A 16,165-nucleotide genomic window follows, 5' to 3' on the forward strand; every position below is an offset into this window, starting at 1 on the left:
ATCGGCGAGTAGCCTCAGCCCGTGACCTCTGCTGCTGGTAGGCCCCTGTTGCTGCTGGATGGAGCCAGTCTGTGGTTCCGCGCCTTTCACGCGATCCCGGATAAGATCACCGCGCCGGACGGTCGGTCGGTGAACGCGCTGCGTGGTTTCACCGACATGGTGGCATCGCTGATAACCAAGCACGCGCCGAGCAGGCTGGTGGTATGCCTGGATCTGGACTGGCGACCGAAGTATCGGGTGGATCTGGTGCCGTCGTACAAGGCGCACCGGCTGGATACCTCGCCGGATACCGTGCCCGGCGCCGAGGTGGTTCCGGATACGCTGACGCCGCAGGTGCCGATGATCCTGGAGGTGCTCGACGCGGCCGGCATCGCGACCGGTGGCGCGGCCGGGCTGGAGGCCGACGACGTGCTCGGCACCCTCGCCACCCGGGAGCGCACCGACGCGGTGATCGTCGTCAGCGGCGACCGCGACCTGCTCCAGCTCGTGCGGGATGAACCGGCACCACCGGTGCGGGTGTTGTACGCCGGGCGCGGCCTGGCCAAGGCGGAATTGTTCGGCCCGGCTGAGGTCTCCGCGAAATACGGTGTGCCGCAGCAGAATGCGGGCCCGGCGTACGCCGATATGGCCACGCTCCGCGGTGACGCCTCCGACGGCTTGCCCGGCGTCGCGGGCATCGGGGAGAAATCCGCGTCGATGCTGATCTCACGCTTCGGTTCGCTCGATGCTCTGCGCGCGGCCGTCGACGATCCGGACGCCGACCTCTCCAACGGCGTGCGCGCCAAACTCCGTACCGCGCAGGAGTACTTGAAAGCCGCGGCGCCCGTTGTGCGTGTGGTGTGTGACGCTGACGTGGAACTCTCCCGCACCGATATCGTCCCCACCGAGCCCACCGATCCGGTCCGGCTGCGTCAACTCGCCACCACCTATAACGCCGAGAGCCCGATCACCCGCCTGATCACGGCTATGGGCGCAGCACGCGACACCTGACCCCACATGCAGAAAATCCCATCGCACACATTTCGCGATGGGACCGCTCGGTTTCGACGCCGAACTCGGACCGGTGCGGCCCACCCGCGGGCGGGCCGCACCGGGATGCAAGCGGGCCGGAAACTAGTTCGGGCGACCGACCTCGTAGGTACCGTCCTCCTTGGTGATCTTGATGGTCACCTTCTTGGCCTCGCCGCTGACTTTCAGATCGCATTGGAAGGTGGCATCGACCTTGACCTCCTCGCCGGACGGGCAGGAGACGTCGCTGACATCCTGGATGCCGTAGGAATCCGACAGCACCTTCTTCACGCCGTCCTGCACCGCGGCCTGGTCCAGTTTGTCCTTTGCGGTTAGCACCAGCACGAGGCCGATGATCGCGCCGATCACCACGACACCGAGCACGGAAAGGCCGATGATCAGGCCCTTGCCGCCCTTACCGCCCTGCGGCGGCGCCTGCTGCGCGCCCCACTGAGGCTGCTGCTGCCCCCACTGCTGCTGGCCCTGCTGGCCCCAGTCCTGCGGTTGGGGCTGGCCCCACTGCGGCTGGCCCTGCTGCGGCTGGCCCTGCTGTGCGGGCTGCTGCCCCCACTGGGGCTGCTGCGGTTGTTGCTGACCCCACTGCTGCGGTTGTTGCTGACCCCACTGCTGCGGCTGCTGTTGCTCACCCCATTGCTGGGTCGGCTGGGCCGAGGCCGGGGTCTGCGGTTGACCGCCCCACTGCTGCGTGGGACCTGCCCCGCCGGGTGCCTGCTGTCCGCCCCATTGCTGGGTGGGATCGTTGCGTCCCTCCCCGGGGTCGCTCGGTCCGAAAGGGCCGCTCATCTGCTTGCCTCCACTCGCATCGTTGTACTCACGGTAGCCCCCCGCGTGGGCCTCGTCGCATGACACGACTCTTCCGCCACGGTCGGTACGCGAAAGAAATCAAATCACAATCGGATCAGCTGTGTTGAGATTGGCGGCGTTCGCGGTCGCGTGGTTACGCAGGCTGCCTCGTCCTGGCCCGTAGCTCACACCGATCAGGCGGCGTCCACCGCGACGACACCGCGCCGGATCGCCCGCACCGCCTTCGCCGCCGTGGCGGCGATCTCGGAATCGTCGGCGGTGCTGTGGATCTGATCGAGCAGATCGATCACCTGCCTGCACCAGCGCACGAAATCACCTGCCGACAGCGGCGTGCCCTGATCACCGCTGGCGAGCAACGAGTCGGCCAGCCCGTCCCCACGCGCCCACTTGTAGACACCCGTGACGAAACCGAGATCCGGCTCCCTGGTCGGCGGCAGCTTGTGCCGGGCCTCGTCGGAACGCAGCTCGGACCACACGCCGATGGTCGCGCCGACTGCCCGGCGGATCGGCGCCGTCGGGCCGCCGGCGGCGAGATATCCGCTCTCCTGCCGGGATTCATACACCAGGATCGAAACCACGCCGGCCAGCTCGGCGGGGCCGAGGCCGCGCCACAATCCCTGCCGCAGACATTCGGCGACCAGTAGGTCGCTCTCGGCGTAGATGCGGGTCAGTCTGCGCCCGTCGGCGGTCACCTCGCTCTCGTGCACGAACCCGCGTTCCTCCAGAAGCCCGAGGATCCGATCGAAGGTGCGCGCCAACGAGTTGGTAGTCGCGGCGACCTTCTGGCGCATCGATTCGGTTTCGCGCAGCAGCCGGTTGTAGCGCTCGCCGATCCGGGACATCTGCTCGCGGTCTGGTCGCGTGTGCGCCGGATGGGAACGCAGGCTGCGTCGCAATGTGGACAGTTCACGGTCGTCTGCTGCCGTGGAACGCTTGCCGCGCCGGGGCCTGCCAGGCGACGAGATCCCGGTGCTGCGCAGCGCGGAGGCCAGATCGCTGCGGATGCGCGCGGTGCGATGGTCCACCCGACGCGGCAACCGCATGTGTCCGAGTGGTTCGGCGGGCACCGGGAAGTCGGCGACCGACACCCGACCCGCCCACTTGTCCTCGGTGAGCACCAACGGGCGCGGATCCCCCGGCGTCGCGTCCGGCTCCAGAATCACCGCGAGCCCGGCACGCCGCCCGGACGGAATCGCCACCACATCGCCGCGGCGCAGTGCTACCAGCGCGTCCACCGCCGCACCCCGCCGGTCGGCCCGGCCCTGCTGTGCAAGCTGCCGTTCCCGCTGCTTGATCCGTTCACGCAGCGCTAGATAATCCAGAAACCCGCCCTTGATGCCACCGAGCTGGTCGCGCAGCTTGCGCAGCGCGACCTCGTTGCGCTCGATGCCGCGCACCAGCCCGACCACCGAGCGGTCCGCCTGGAACTGGGCGAACGACCGCTCCAGCAGGGCACGCGACTCGTCGGCGCCCATTCGGTCGATGAGGTTGATCGACATGTTGTACCCCGGCCGGAACGAGCTGCGCAGCGGATAGGTGCGCGTGGAAGCCAGGCCCGCGACCGCGCTGGTATCCACCTCCGGCTGCCACAACACCACCGCATGTCCTTCGACGTCGATACCGCGCCTTCCTGCGCGCCCGGTCAGCTGGGTGTACTCTCCCGGCGTCAGCTCCGCGTGCGACTCGCCGTTGAACTTCACCAGGCGCTCCAGCACGACGGTGCGCGCGGGCATATTGATGCCGAGCGCCAGTGTCTCCGTGGCGAACACAGCTCGCACGAGCCCGTTGACGAACAGTTCCTCGACGGTATGCCGGAACGCAGGCAGCATGCCCGCATGGTGCGCGGCCAGCCCCCGGTGCAGCGCCTCGCGCCACTCCCAGTAGCCGAGCACCTCCAAATCGGTCTTGGGCAGATCGCCGGTGTGCTTCTCGATAATCGCGTCGACCTCGTCACGCTCGTCTTCGCGGCTCAGGTCCAGCCGTGAACGCAGGCACTGCGCCAGCGCTCCGTCGCAGCCGGCGCGGCTGAAGATGAACGTGATCGCGGGCAGCAGACCCTCGTCGTCCAGTTTGGCCAGCACCTCGGGTCTCGGCAGCGGACGGAAATCGCGGCGCGGACCGCCGCGGCCGTTGCGCGGACCGCCCCAGCCGTTCATCCGGTCGGCGGCCTCGCGGTGCCGGATGAATCGCACTAGGTCTTCGTCGACGAGCACCTTCTGATCGGTGGACTTCGTGTCGAACAGGTCGAACATCCGCCGCCCCACCATGACGTGCTGCCACAGCGGCACCGGCCTGGTCTCGTCGACCACCACGGCGGTGTCACCGCGCACCGTCGCCATCCAGGCGCCGAATTCCTCGGCGTTGCTGACCGTGGCCGACAGGCTGACCAGCCGGACGTCCGGCGGCAGGTGCAGGATGACCTCCTCCCACACCGCCCCGCGGAACCGGTCGGCGAGATAGTGCACCTCGTCCATCACTACGTAGGACAACCCGCGCAGGGCGTCGGAGGAGGCGTACAGCATGTTGCGCAGCACTTCAGTAGTCATCACGACCACCGGTGCGTCCGCGTTGATCGACTGGTCGCCGGTCAGCAGGCCGACGCTGTCGCGGCCGTACCGTTCGGTGAAGTCGGCGAACTTCTGGTTCGACAGCGCTTTGATCGGTGTCGTGTAAAAGCACTTGCCACCTGCTGCCAGCGCCAGGTGTACCGCGAATTCGCCGACGACGGTCTTGCCCGCGCCGGTCGGGGCGCAGACCAGCACGCTATGGCCGTCCTCGAGCGCCACGCAGGCATTGCGCTGAAACGGGTCGAGCTCGAACTTCAGCTCGGCCGAGAATACGGCCAACTCGCCCGTCCGCGACCGGTGATGTGTCACCGTCAGAGGGTATCGGAGTAGTCCGACACGGGTCGCGCGGATTTCTCCCGCGGCGTCGTGATCGACTCCGCGGGATCGATCGGTTCAGGGCCGCCCACCTCGGAGGCTTCCTCGTCGGACAGCGCGCCCCACCCCTCGCGCTCCTTGCGGGCGCGGCGGAGGTCGTTGATCCGGGAGAACTGTATGGCGACCTCGAACAAGACCGTCAGCGCCAGCGCGAGCGCCAGCATGGAGAACGGGTCTTGCGGGGTGACGATAGCGGCGAAGACGAACAAGCCGAACGTGATGCCGCGCCGCCACGCCTTGAGCCGCTGGTAGGTCAGCACCCCGATCAGGTTCAGTCCGATGATCAGCAAGGGGGTTTCGAAGCTGACGCCGAAGATGATCAGCAGGTTGACGATGAAGCCGAAGTACTGCGAACCGCTCAGCGCCGTAATCTGCACATTGTCGCCGATGGTCAGCAGGAAGCTCAACGCGTGCGCGATGACGACGTAGGCCAGCACCGCACCGGCGGTGAACAATACCGTGCCCGAAGACACGAACCCGATCGCGTACTTGCGCTCTTTGGCGTACAGCCCCGGTGTGATGAACGCCCACAGCTGGTACAGCCAGATCGGCGCGGCGAGCACGACACCGGCGGTCATACCGACCTTCAAGCGCAAGGTGAACTGCTCGAACGGCGCGGTGGCCAGCAGACGGCACGCGCCATCCGGGCTCAACGACGCGCGCGCCGACGCGGGCAGCGAACAGTACGGCCCGCGCAGAATGTCGCCGAGGCTTTCGACGCCGAGGAATGAATGCCCGTACCAGAGGAATCCGAGCACCGTGGTGACCAGCACCGCGGCGATCGAGACCAGCAGGCGGTAGCGCAGCTCCTGCAGATGCTCGATCAACGACATGGTGCCGTCGGGATTGGTCCTGCGCTTACTGCGGCGCGGATCGAACGGGATTCGCATGGTTGGTGATCGCCCCTGGTTTGACGTGCCTCGCTCAGCTCGGCAACAGCGCTATGCCCGGAGTGAGTTCTTCCTCACCCCGGCGCGAGCGTTTCCGCTCAGACCGACTTCTGCTCGGTACGGGGCTCGGTGACCGACGGCGTCACCGGCTGCGCGGGCGGCAGCTGCTGCGCGGGCTGCTGCGTCGAGGCGGCGGCGTTCGACGTGTTGCCCTCACTCTGCATCTGGCTGACCTCGCTCTTGAAGATGCGCAATGATCGGCCCAAGCTGCGGGCCGCGTCGGGCATCCGCTTCGCGCCGAAGAACATCACGAAAACCACCGCGATGATCAGCCAGTGCCAGATGCTCAGACTGCCCATGATTTTTACCTCCCAAGACTGTGATGTTTCGATGCTACCGGACCGTGACGTGCGCGAACGCCGCCGTCACTGCTCGTTTGCCCGGGGCTCGACCGTGTGGCCCGCCGCGGCGGCGCGCAGTTGGGCGAGCAGTTCACTGCCGGTCCAGCTGCGCCGATCGCCCTGTTCGGCGGCGACGATCAGTTCGATCAGCCGCTGATTCACCGGCGTCGGTACCCCGACCATCGCGCCCAACCCGACGATTTCACCGCACAGCCAGGAGATTTCGGTTTTGCGGCCGAGCTCCAGATCGTCCGCCATGGATGAGCGCGCCGTCGGGTCGATGGTGAGCACCTGCCCGAACACGCGCTGGAACAGCAGGTCGGGGACGGTCAGCAGCGCCGCCATCGCCCGCGGCGGCAGCGGGGTCAACCGGGCAGGGCGAATTCGCGCCCTGCTCATCGCCGTGAGCGCTTCGCGCTGCGTCAGCGCGAGGCAGCGCCGGTAGTCGCGGTCGGCGAGTTCCTCGCGCAGCGGGCGCCGCGACAGCGCGTTGATCGGGTTGTTGAGGTTGAGCAGTAACTTCGCCCACTGCACCGGGCGCAGGTCCGGGTATCGGCGCAACCCGAGTCCCGCCTGCTCGAAGACGCCGAGGAACGGCGCGAGCGCCGGGTCGTCCTGCACGGCGAGCCCACCCTCGGTGCCGCGGTGGAGGTGGCCGTCAGGATGGCGCACGACGTTGAACATCACCATCCCCGCCAAGACCACGCAATGCGGCAGAAACTCCCGGATCACCGAGTCGTTGCCGATGCCGTTCTGCAGGCTCAGCACCACGGTGCCCGGCCGGATCTCGTCGCGGAGCCCGCGCACCGCGCCCGCGGTCGCCGCCGATTTCACCGTGACCAGCACCAGATCCGCCGATCCTGCGTCCTCCGGTTCGGTGGCGACATGGAATCGGTCCGCGGTCAGGGCGTCGTCGGCACCGTCGAGATCGGTGAGCCGCAGCCCTGACGCAGTGACCTCGTCGAGCATCCGCCTGCGGCCGACCAGCGTGACCTGCGCCCCGGCCACTCCCAGCTTGCCGCCGACGAACGTGCCGATACTGCCCGCACCGATCACGAGCACGCGACTCTTCACGCCGACTCAGCCCCTCGCGTCCGACGAACACCTGCACCCGGTGAGCCAACGAGCCCCGGGACGACTTGCTCCTCATCGAGCCTCCGCGGGAATTGCGCCACCCCGTCGGCTCGATACGGCACTGGCGGTTGTCCCGTCATCGTGCCTCCAGGTCTCCGGCTTCCTCGTAGGCGACCAAAGCGGCGTTCGAGCGCTCCCGCACCGCGGCGACCAGTTCCGGCGGACCGAGGACGGTGACGCCCGCGCCGAAGCCGAGCAACAGGCGCGCCATCCAGTCCATCGTGGCGAACCGCATGGTCGCCTCGAGGGTGCCGTCGGGGTGCACCGCGAGCCGGTGCATCGGATACTGATCGAGTACCCAAGCGTAGTGCGAGTGAATTCGCAAGCGCGCTAAGGGAACCGCCGGATCGTCCTGGAACAGGTCGAGCCCGGCCGCTGCCTCGGTGGCATGTTTGGGCGGCCGCGCGGGCTCGTCCAGCGCTGTCGCGTCCTCGATCCGGTCGAAACGGAACAGCCGCACTCCCTCAGCCTGTCTGCACCAGGCCTGCAGATAGCTGTTGTTGTCCACGAGGACGATGCGAATGGGGTCGACGACCCGTTCGGACACCACATCGCGGCTCGCGGAGTAATACACCAGGCGCACCGCGCGCCCACGCGCCAGCGCCGACCGCACCGTGGCCACGGCGGGCGCCTCCCGCGGCGGCGTACGAGACTCCTCGGCAGCGTCCGCGGACCCGCCCGCGATGGCCGATTCGATCTTGGCTATGGCCGCGTGCGCAGCGGTCGGGTCGACCATGCCGGGCATGTCCACGATCGAACGCAGCGCGACCAGCAGCGCGGTCGCCTCGGTGGAGGTCAGTCGCAACGGCCGATCGATACCCGCGGAAAAGGTGACCTCGATGCTCTCCTCGGAGAACGACAGGTCGATCAGGTCGCCGGGGCCGTACCCGGGCAGCCCACACATCCACAGCTGGTTCAAATCGCTCATCAGCTGTTTGGTCGTAACACCCAGGTCGGCGGCGGCCTCGGCGGCGCTGATACCAGGGTGCGCGATGAAGTACGGGATCATATTGAGCAGCCGCGAAAGGCGCACCGAGAGCCTTGAACTCACCACGCCACCTCGCACATCGCGCCGGGTTCGCACTCGGCTATACCCATCGTTCGCTCGCTCATGCTTTCAGCCTCGCTGACGCTCGACTCCAGCATGACCGAGCGATGCTCGGCTGCACCCATTGCTCGCTCGCTGCGCTCGCTCATGCCCGGACCTCCGTGTGGTCGAACACCGACCGCAGCCGGGCGATGACATCGGCCCTGAGCGCCTCGGGCGCGAGTACCACCGCGTCCGGCCCGAGGCCGGTGATGAGCCGAGCCAGCCAGTCGCGGGAACGGACCGGCAGCTGCACCACGGCGCCTGTGCGACCCCCGAGGCTGCGCTCGCCGGTGACCTGTCCGAGCCTGCGGATCTCCTGTCCACGCCCGTCAGCGACCCATACCGTGGCCGAGCCGCTGACCGGCACCGTGCTGGTGACCTGGTCGACGATCGCGCGCAGATCGACACCATCCGGCTTACGGACGGCGTTGCGTGGACCACAAGCGGTCACGTCGTCGCCGATCCGGGAAAGCCGGAAGCTGCGCACTGCGTCCCGGTCCCGGTCGTGGCCGACGAGATACCACCGGCCGTGGTGGGTGACCACACCCCACGGCTCGACGTCGCGCATCAAGTACGGGGCGTTGATCGCGCCGCGGTGCTCGAATCGAACGGCCTGGCCCGCGTCTATCGCGGCGAGCAGCTTGCCGAGCACCGGTTCCGAGCCGCGGGTGCGAGCCGGGACGGCGGGCACCGACGCCACCGCGGCGTCGGTCTCCACGTGGATACCCGCCGCGCGGAGTTTGAGCAGCGCGCCCTCCGCGGCCGCGGCGAGCTCGGGCGATTCCCACATCTGCACGGCCACCGCGACGGCGGCGGCCTCCTCGTCGGTCAGGTCGATATCGGGCAGTTCGTAGGCGTCCCGGTTGATCCGGTAGCCCTCGATCGTCGAATACCGGCTCACCGGTCCGACCTCGAGTGGGATGCCCAGATCACGTAGTTCGTTCTTGTCCCGTTCGAACATGCGGCTGAACGCCTCGTCGCTGGCGGAGTCCTCGTATCCCGCGACACTGTCCCGAATCCGCTCCGCGGTCAGGAACTGCCGGGTCGACAACAGCGCGATGACCAAATTCATCAGCCGCTCGACCTTGGATATCGCCACCCGATAGAGGGTAATCGGCGCCGCGCGGCGGCGCGCAATTCGGTCGGTCACAGCGTGCCGGGGGGGCATCATCACTACATGATCATCGCCTTCTCCGTAACTCCGCTCGGCACCGGCGTGGACGTCGGGCGAGCCGTCGCCGAAGCGGTCCGCGTGGTGCGGGCCAGTGGACTGCCCAATCGCACCGACGCCATGTTCACCACGGTCGAGGGCGAATGGGACGAGGTGATGGGCGTGGTGAAGCAGGCAGCCGACGCGATCCTCGCGGTCGCGCCGCGGTGCAGCCTGGTGCTGAAGGCCGACATCCGGCCCGGCGTCACAGATGCCATAACCGCAAAAGTCGACAAGGTCGAGCAGTACCTGTCGGAGAAGTAGCTTCAGCGGCCGGACAGCCCGCCGTTGGCGTCCGAGCGGCCGACGCGCAGGCGCTGGTCTCGCTCGCTCGGACGCCAGCCAAGAGGGGTCACGAACACGCCACGCGGAGGCGCGGCACATCTAACCCACTCACATCGATGCGATGAGGCGATCCACGCGCTCGTCGACCGAGCGGAACGGGTCTTTGCACAGCACAGTGCGCTGCGCCTGGTCGTTCAGCTTCAGGTGCACCCAGTCGACGGTGAAGTCGCGGCCTGCCTCCTGAGCGGCGGTGATGAAGTCACCACGCAGCTTGGCCCTGGTGGTCTGCGGCGGGGTGTCCACCGCGGTGTCCACGGCCTCGTCCTCCGTGACCCGCTTGGCCAGGCCCTTGCGCTGCAGCAGGTCGAAGACACCGCGTCCGCGCTTGATGTCGTGATAGGCCAGATCCAGCTGAGCGATCTTCGGATCGGACAGCTCCATGCCGTAGCGATCCTGATAGCGCTGGAACAGCTTGCGCTTGATCACCCAGTCGATCTCGGTGTCTACCTTGGCGAAGTCCTGCGCCTCCACCGCGTCCAGGGTCCGCCCCCACAGATCGACCACCTGATCGATCTGGGGATCGCGGTCGCGGTTGCGCAGGTGCTCCACCGCGCGGGAGTAGTACTCGCGCTGGATGTCGAGGGCACTGGCCTGCCTGCCCCCGGCCAGGCGCACCGGGCGGCGGCCGGTCAGGTCATGGCTGACCTCGCGGATGGCGCGGATCGGGTTGTCCAAGGCGAAATCGCGGAACGAGACGCCCGCCTCGATCATCTCCAGCACCAGCGCGGCGGTGCCGACCTTGAGCATGGTGGTGGTCTCGGACATGTTGGAGTCGCCAACGATCACGTGCAGGCGGCGGTACTTCTCCGCGTCCGCGTGCGGCTCGTCGCGGGTGTTGATGATCGGGCGCGAGCGGGTGGTCGCCGAGGAGACGCCCTCCCAGATGTGCTCGGCGCGCTGCGAGAGGCAGAAGGTGGCGGCCTTCGGCGTCTGCAGCACTTTGCCCGCACCGCAGATCAGCTGGCGGGTTACCAGGAACGGCAATAGCACGTCCGAGATCCGGGAGAACTCACCTGCGCGGACCACGAGGAAGTTCTCGTGGCAGCCGTAGGAGTTGCCCGCGGAGTCGGTGTTGTTCTTGAACAGGTAGATGTCGCCGCCGATACCTTCTTCGGCCAGACGCTGCTCGGCGTCGATCAGCAACTCTTCGAGGACCCGCTCGCCTGCACGGTCGTGGGTCACCAACTGCGCCAGGTTGTCGCATTCCGCGGTCGCGTACTCCGGGTGCGACCCCACATCGAGGTAGAGCCGGGCACCGTTGCGGAGGAACACGTTCGAGCTACGGCCCCAGGACACCACCCGGCGGAACAAATACCGGGCCACCTCGTCGGGGGACAGTCGACGGTGACCGTGGAAGGTGCATGTCACACCGAACTCGGTCTCGATCCCCATGATTCGTCGCTGCACACTATCGACATTACAGCCATGTCATCGACTTGCGTGGTTCAGCGAACAACCCGGATGCATACGTCTTCACAACGATTTAGCCCGCTTTGTCGGAATTCGCACGGTCGAGCCCGGTTTCCACCGAAGGATGCACACCCCGGAACCTGGACACGGCAGGACGGCCTGTGAACGAGGCGCCGTCGACGCGTCGTTCACAGGCCGCGGAACTCGGCCCGCCGGACGGCTCACTCCGACTTCGGAGCGTCCTCCGCCGGGGATTCCTCGTCCTTCGGCTCCGGCTCACCTGCCGCCTTCGCCGGGCTCAGCAACCGCTCGAGCGCGGTGTTGGTGACCCGCCGGAACGCCCGGCGAGGCCGCGCCTGCTCCAGCGTGGCCACCTCGAGGGAGCTCACGCCCAGCACCCGCTTCTCCTTCTCGGTGCCCTCCGGCACGCCCGCCTGCAGCGCGCGCACCGCGACACCGACCGCGGAGGCCAGGTCCAGACCCGCCTTGTAGGAGGCCTTCAGTGCGGTGACGATCGGCTCGGTCGTGCCGCCCATCACCACGAACTCGCGCTCGTCCACGATCGACCCGTCGAAGGTGATCCGGTACAGCACCGACCGCGCGGCCTGCTCCGGATAGCCCACCTCGGCCACGCAGATCTCCACCTCGTAAGGCTTGAGCTGGTCGGTGAAGATCGAGCCAAGGGTCTGCGCGTAGGCGTTGGCCAGCGCACGGCCGGTGACATCGCGGCGGTCGTACTGGTAACCGCGGATGTCGGCCTGCAGGATGCCGCCTCTACGCAGGTTCTCGAACTCGTTGTACTTGCCGACCGCGGCGAATCCGACACGGTCATAGAGTTCACTCACCTTGTGCAGCGTCGCGGACGGATTCTCCGCGACGAACAGCACACCCTTGTCGTAGGCCAGCACTACGACACTGCGACCTCGACCGATGCCCTTTCGCGCGAGTTCGGTCTTGTCGCGCATGATCTGCTCGGCCGAGGCGTAGTACGGCAGTGTCATGCTCAGGCGCTCCCTTCTTCGGCGGCCTCACGGTCGGCGATGATCCCACGGGTTATCTCCGCCAGCCGCGACTCGGTCACCTCGACCGCGCCCTCGTCATCGACAACAATCGCCGTCGGAAAGATGCCGCGCAGCAGATCCGGACCGCCCGTCGCGGTATCGTCGTCAGCCGCGTCGAACAGCGACTCGACGGCGATGCGCAGCGCACGATCCTGATCGATTCCCTTGGCGTACAACTTCTTCAGCGCGGACTTCGCGAACACCGAGCCGGAACCGACCGCAGCGTAGCCGAACCTCTCCTCACTGCGTCCACCCACCACATCGAACGACACGATGCGGCCCGCCTTGTCCGGATCGGCGGCGTCGAGTTCATAGCCGACCAGCATCGGTACCACCGCAAGACCCTGTAGGGCCGCGGGCAAGTTCTCTCGCACCATCTTCGACAGCTTGTTCGCCTTGCCGTCGAAGGTCAGCGACACGCCCTCGAGTTTCTCGTAATGCTCCAGCTCCACCGCGAAGATCCGCACCAGTTCCACGGCCATTCCCGCGGTACCGGCGATGCCGGCCGCGGAGTAGCTGTCGGTGATGTAGACCTTGTCGATGTCCCGGCTGGCCAACAGGTTCCCCTGCGTGGCGCGCCGGTCACCGGCAATCAGCACACCGCCGCGGTAGCTGACCGCGACGATGGTCGTGCCGTGCGGAGCGATGTCCTTCGCGGAAGTGCCGCCGGTAATTCCGACGGCACCTTGCCCGAACCTGCTGGAAGGCAACAGGTCCGGAGCATGCGCGCGCAAGTGTTCGGAGAAGGAAGAGAGGGCGTACCCCAAGTGGAGACGCGAGGGGTCACCTACTGTCACTGGCCGCCTTTCTGGACGTACGCACGAACGAAGTCTTCGGCGTTCTCCTCGAGTACGTCATCAATCTCATCGAGCAGGTCGTCGGTATCCTCCGCCAGCTTTTCGCGGCGCTCCTGACCCGCGGCGTCGACACCGTCCGGGCCCTCGTCCTCGTCGCCGCCCCCGGCGCGCTTGGTCTGCTCTTGTGCCATAGCAGCCGACCTCCTCTGTCCTCATCATGATCGGAGCCCATCTGAGCACGGCTCCGATCATGAGCAATGTCCGTGCTCGTCCTTCAACACTACCCAGCGACACCGACACTGTGTCTAATTTGCGACGCGCTGTGTTTATGGCCGCGCTGCGGCGCTGCGAACCACTCCGCCCACCACCCAGATGGGCACACCGCCTAGGTGGTGAGTTGTTCGACCAGGTCGGCGGCGGTGTCGACCCCGTCGAGCAGCTTTCCGACGTGCGCTTTGGTGCCGCGACGCGGCTCGAGAGTCGGGATGCGGACCAGCGAGTCGCCGCCCAGATCGAAGATCACCGAATCCCAGCTCGCCGCCGCTATATCGGCGCCGAAACGGCGCAGGCATTCGCCGCGGAAGTATGCGCGAGTGTCGGTGGGCGGATTGGTCATGGCGTCCAAGACCTGCTGCTCGTTGATCAACCGCTTCATCGAGCCGCGCGCGACCAGGCGGTTGTAGAGACCTTTGTCCAAGCGCACGTCGGAGTACTGCAGGTCCATCAGGTGCAGCTTGGGGGCCGCCCAGCCCAGGCCCTCCCGGCTGCGCATGCCCTCGAGCAGACGCAGTTTGGCGGGCCAGTCGAGGAGGCTCGCGCACTCCATCGGGTCGCGCTCGAGCAGGTCGAGCACCATGGCCCAGTTCTCGATGATGTCCTGGACGCGCTTGTCGTCGTTGCCCGTGCGGTCCACGAACTCGACCACCCGGTCCAGGTAGACGCGCTGCAGCGCGAGACCGGTGAGCTCGCGGCCGTCTGCGAGCGCGACGGTGGCCCGCAGGGTCGGGTCGTGGCTGATCGCGTGCACCGCGGTGACCGGGCGGGCCAGCTGCAAGTCGGACAGGTCCTCGCCCGCCTCGATGAGGTCGAGGACCAAGGCGGTGGTGCCGACCTTGAGGTAGGTCGACATCTCGGCCAGGTTGGCATCGCCGATGATGACGTGCAGCCTGCGGTACTTGTCCGCGTCGGCGTGCGGTTCGTCGCGAGTGTTGATGATGCCGCGCTTGAGCGTGGTCTCCAGGCCGACCTCGACCTCGATGTAGTCGGAACGCTGGGACAGCTGGAAGCCCGCATTGTCGCCGGACTGGCCGATGCCGACCCGGCCGGAGCCGCAAATCACCTGGCGGGACACGAAAAATGGGGTGAGCCCCACGATGATCTGGTTGAACTGGGTGTCGCGGCTCATCAGATAGTTCTCGTGGGTGCCGTAGGAGGCGCCCTTGCCGTCGACGTTGTTCTTGTACAGCTGCAGGCGCGGGGCTCCTGGCACGCTCGAGGCGTGCCGTGCGGCGGCCTCCATCACCCGCTCACCCGCCTTGTCCCAAATAACCGCGTCCAAGGGGTCGGTGACCTCGGGCGCAGAGTATTCGGGGTGCGCGTGGTCGACGTAGAGCCGGGCGCCATTGGTGAGAATCATATTGGCCGCGCCGACCTCATCGGCGTCGATCACGGGCGCGGGCCCATTCATCCGGCTCAGGTCGAATCCGCGCGCGTCACGCAGCGGCGACTCCACCTCGTAGTCCCAGCGAGTGCGCTTCGCACGCGGCACGCCCTCGGCCGCGGCGTACGCGAGAACCGCCTGCGTGGAGGTGAGGATCGGGTTGGCCGACGGCTCGGTAGGGGTCGAGATGCCGTACTCGACCTCGATTCCGATGATGCGCTGCATGGTGTCGAGCCTAGGCGACGCACCCGGCCGCACCCGTCGCGACCGGCGGAGTCCGACTGTAATACCGCAGGTGATACTTCCGGATGCCCGCTCGGCGCCCACCACGCCACCAGCAATCGTCTGGCACCGTACCGCGAGTGGCGGCCGCATCCACACAAAGCGTGGCTCTGGTGCACCGCCGATGTGGTGCTCCGTTATGGGCGCCGCCGCGGTCGACAACCTTCTGTGTGGGCAGCACGCGGAGGCGACGTCGGCCGAGAACGGAGGGACTCCCGGCAGACAGCAGGCGATCTCCGCGAGCACTATTCGTGGCGCTCGCCTCGGAACCCGAATCCGCCGCTAGGCCCCGCCCAGCATTCCCGCGGCTGGGGCAGAATCGGGGTATGGCAACAGCAACCTGGCACGGCCGCGTCCTCGCGACCAGCGACGACACCATCGTCGTCGAAGGCAACCACTACTTCCCACCGGACTCGGTGCACTCCGAGTTCTTCCAGCCCTCCGACACCAACACGGTCTGCCCCTGGAAGGGCACCGCAAGCTACTACACCGTGGTGGTCGACAGCGAATCCAACCCGGACGCCGCCTGGTACTATCCCGACCCGAAATCCGAAGCCGCCCAGATCGAGAACTACGTCGCCTTCTGGCGCGGCGTCGACGTCACCGACTGACTGACAGCCACCGAGCGGAGTCGAGTGGTTTCGCCGCATCGGTATCAACGTGGCGGATCCTGCCGCGGTGACCTCGTCCCAGGTACCAGCGGCGACGGTCGGCGAAGTGCGACTGCCGCGGCGTCGAAAAGGTGAGCGGAACACCGTCGTCACCGCGGCGCCGCACCTGCTGCCCGCGCTGGTCCGGGAGGGCTCGGTGCGTGGCTCGGATGTCGCACGCCAGCTTGGTGTTTCGGCGACGCGGCTGACGCAACTGTTCATCGAGCAGGTCGGACTTCCATTGCGCCGCTACATCCTCTGGCTGCGTCTGCACATCGCGAGGACCCGGGCGATGGCTGGCGACGACCTCGCCGCGGCCGCGCATCCCGCGGGTTTCTCCGACACCGCGCACCTGACCCGCACCTGCAGGCGCACCTTCGGCCTACCACCCTCCGCCCTGATCGGTACGGACTGATCCCGGACATACTGGCCGGAACGGCCCACCGGCCGAAAGCGCCGG

17 protein-coding genes are annotated in these 16,165 nt (G+C 67.3%); 4 read left to right on the top strand and 13 right to left on the bottom strand.

The window, feature by feature from the left end; genetic code table 11:
* Window positions 1-21 precede the first annotated feature (21 nt).
* Window positions 22-990, top strand: a complete 969-nt coding sequence (locus OH799_RS09470; RefSeq protein ID WP_406278033.1) for a 5'-3' exonuclease H3TH domain-containing protein — start codon at window positions 22-24, stop codon at window positions 988-990.
* A 123-nt stretch (window positions 991-1,113) separates the two neighbouring features.
* On the opposite strand, the gene OH799_RS09475 is transcribed toward OH799_RS09470, so the two are convergent.
* From OH799_RS09475 to OH799_RS09510, 8 genes are all read right to left on the bottom strand, one after another.
* Window positions 1,114-1,812: a DUF4333 domain-containing protein gene (locus OH799_RS09475; RefSeq protein WP_406278036.1), complete on the bottom strand. Its 699-nt coding sequence runs from the start codon at window positions 1,810-1,812 to the stop codon at window positions 1,114-1,116.
* 194 nt (window positions 1,813-2,006) lie between these two features.
* Window positions 2,007-4,709 (bottom strand): DEAD/DEAH box helicase, encoded by a 2,703-nt coding sequence (locus OH799_RS09480; RefSeq protein ID WP_406278039.1) that lies wholly within the window; start codon window positions 4,707-4,709, stop codon window positions 2,007-2,009.
* A gap of 2 nt (window positions 4,710-4,711) precedes the next feature.
* The gene (gene tatC, locus OH799_RS09485; RefSeq protein ID WP_406278042.1) at window positions 4,712-5,665 is read right to left on the bottom strand and encodes a twin-arginine translocase subunit TatC; all 954 of its coding nucleotides are present in this window, start codon (window positions 5,663-5,665) and stop codon (window positions 4,712-4,714) included.
* A gap of 98 nt (window positions 5,666-5,763) precedes the next feature.
* On the bottom strand, window positions 5,764-6,024 hold the full coding sequence (tatA, locus tag OH799_RS09490; RefSeq protein WP_406278045.1) for a Sec-independent protein translocase subunit TatA: 261 nt from the start codon (window positions 6,022-6,024) through the stop codon (window positions 5,764-5,766).
* Between the two features lie 66 nt (window positions 6,025-6,090).
* Complete coding sequence (locus OH799_RS09495) at window positions 6,091-7,140, bottom strand: 2-dehydropantoate 2-reductase (RefSeq protein WP_406278048.1); 1,050 nt, start codon at window positions 7,138-7,140, stop codon at window positions 6,091-6,093.
* Window positions 7,141-7,276: 136 nt separating this feature from the next.
* On the bottom strand, window positions 7,277-8,251 hold the full coding sequence (locus OH799_RS09500; protein WP_406278051.1) for a helix-turn-helix transcriptional regulator: 975 nt from the start codon (window positions 8,249-8,251) through the stop codon (window positions 7,277-7,279).
* On the bottom strand, window positions 8,248-8,397 hold the full coding sequence (locus tag OH799_RS09505; RefSeq protein ID WP_406278054.1) for a hypothetical protein: 150 nt from the start codon (window positions 8,395-8,397) through the stop codon (window positions 8,248-8,250). Before OH799_RS09505 ends, OH799_RS09500 begins: the two co-directional genes overlap by 4 nt.
* A complete protein-coding gene (locus OH799_RS09510; RefSeq protein WP_406278057.1) occupies window positions 8,394-9,389 on the bottom strand; it encodes a helix-turn-helix transcriptional regulator in 996 nt (331 codons plus the stop codon). Before OH799_RS09510 ends, OH799_RS09505 begins: the two co-directional genes overlap by 4 nt.
* Before the next feature lie 78 nt (window positions 9,390-9,467).
* Here OH799_RS09510 and OH799_RS09515 point away from each other — a divergent pair, with 78 nt between their 5' ends.
* Window positions 9,468-9,764, top strand: a complete 297-nt coding sequence (locus OH799_RS09515; RefSeq protein ID WP_406278060.1) for an MTH1187 family thiamine-binding protein — start codon at window positions 9,468-9,470, stop codon at window positions 9,762-9,764.
* Window positions 9,765-9,893: 129 nt separating this feature from the next.
* Here OH799_RS09515 and pafA read toward each other — a convergent pair whose 3' ends face one another.
* From pafA to dop, 5 genes are all read right to left on the bottom strand, one after another.
* Window positions 9,894-11,252: a Pup--protein ligase gene (gene pafA / locus OH799_RS09520; RefSeq protein ID WP_406278063.1), complete on the bottom strand. Its 1,359-nt coding sequence runs from the start codon at window positions 11,250-11,252 to the stop codon at window positions 9,894-9,896.
* A gap of 224 nt (window positions 11,253-11,476) precedes the next feature.
* The gene (gene prcA, locus OH799_RS09525) at window positions 11,477-12,256 is read right to left on the bottom strand and encodes a proteasome subunit alpha (RefSeq protein WP_406278066.1); all 780 of its coding nucleotides are present in this window, start codon (window positions 12,254-12,256) and stop codon (window positions 11,477-11,479) included.
* Window positions 12,257-12,258: 2 nt separating this feature from the next.
* Window positions 12,259-13,113, bottom strand: coding sequence for a proteasome subunit beta (gene prcB, locus OH799_RS09530; RefSeq protein ID WP_406278069.1), 855 nt, complete (start codon window positions 13,111-13,113; stop codon window positions 12,259-12,261).
* Window positions 13,110-13,304, bottom strand: coding sequence for a ubiquitin-like protein Pup (locus OH799_RS09535; RefSeq protein WP_040790983.1), 195 nt, complete (start codon window positions 13,302-13,304; stop codon window positions 13,110-13,112). The genes prcB and OH799_RS09535 overlap by 4 nt, the downstream gene beginning before the upstream one ends.
* A 194-nt stretch (window positions 13,305-13,498) precedes the next feature.
* The gene (dop, locus tag OH799_RS09540) at window positions 13,499-14,998 is read right to left on the bottom strand and encodes a depupylase/deamidase Dop (RefSeq protein WP_406278073.1); all 1,500 of its coding nucleotides are present in this window, start codon (window positions 14,996-14,998) and stop codon (window positions 13,499-13,501) included.
* A gap of 383 nt (window positions 14,999-15,381) precedes the next feature.
* On the opposite strand from dop, the gene OH799_RS09545 reads away from it, so the two are divergent.
* Window positions 15,382-15,666 carry a DUF427 domain-containing protein gene (locus tag OH799_RS09545; RefSeq protein ID WP_406278076.1) on the top strand — a complete coding sequence of 95 codons (285 nt, stop codon included), beginning with the start codon at window positions 15,382-15,384 and terminating at the stop codon, window positions 15,664-15,666.
* A gap of 67 nt (window positions 15,667-15,733) precedes the next feature.
* The gene (locus OH799_RS09550; protein WP_406278079.1) at window positions 15,734-16,120 is read left to right on the top strand and encodes a helix-turn-helix transcriptional regulator; all 387 of its coding nucleotides are present in this window, start codon (window positions 15,734-15,736) and stop codon (window positions 16,118-16,120) included.
* Window positions 16,121-16,165 lie beyond the last annotated feature (45 nt).

This window comes from Nocardia sp. NBC_00881 (genome assembly GCF_045207455.1).
Taxonomy (GTDB): Bacteria; Actinomycetota; Actinomycetes; order Mycobacteriales; family Mycobacteriaceae; genus Nocardia.

Coding starts and splice junctions, on each gene's coding strand:
- OH799_RS09545 (WP_406278076.1), top strand. CDS start 15,382: ATGGCAACAGCAACCTGGCACGGCCGCGTCCTCGCGACCAGCGACGAC.
- OH799_RS09475 (WP_406278036.1), bottom strand. CDS start 1,812: ATGAGCGGCCCTTTCGGACCGAGCGACCCCGGGGAGGGACGCAACGAT.
- prcA (WP_406278066.1), bottom strand. CDS start 12,256: ATGACACTGCCGTACTACGCCTCGGCCGAGCAGATCATGCGCGACAAG.
- OH799_RS09515 (WP_406278060.1), top strand. CDS start 9,468: ATGATCATCGCCTTCTCCGTAACTCCGCTCGGCACCGGCGTGGACGTC.
- dop (WP_406278073.1), bottom strand. CDS start 14,998: ATGCAGCGCATCATCGGAATCGAGGTCGAGTACGGCATCTCGACCCCT.
- OH799_RS09505 (WP_406278054.1), bottom strand. CDS start 8,397: ATGAGCGAGCGCAGCGAGCGAGCAATGGGTGCAGCCGAGCATCGCTCG.
- OH799_RS09535 (WP_040790983.1), bottom strand. CDS start 13,304: ATGGCACAAGAGCAGACCAAGCGCGCCGGGGGCGGCGACGAGGACGAG.
- tatA (WP_406278045.1), bottom strand. CDS start 6,024: ATGGGCAGTCTGAGCATCTGGCACTGGCTGATCATCGCGGTGGTTTTC.
- tatC (WP_406278042.1), bottom strand. CDS start 5,665: ATGCGAATCCCGTTCGATCCGCGCCGCAGTAAGCGCAGGACCAATCCC.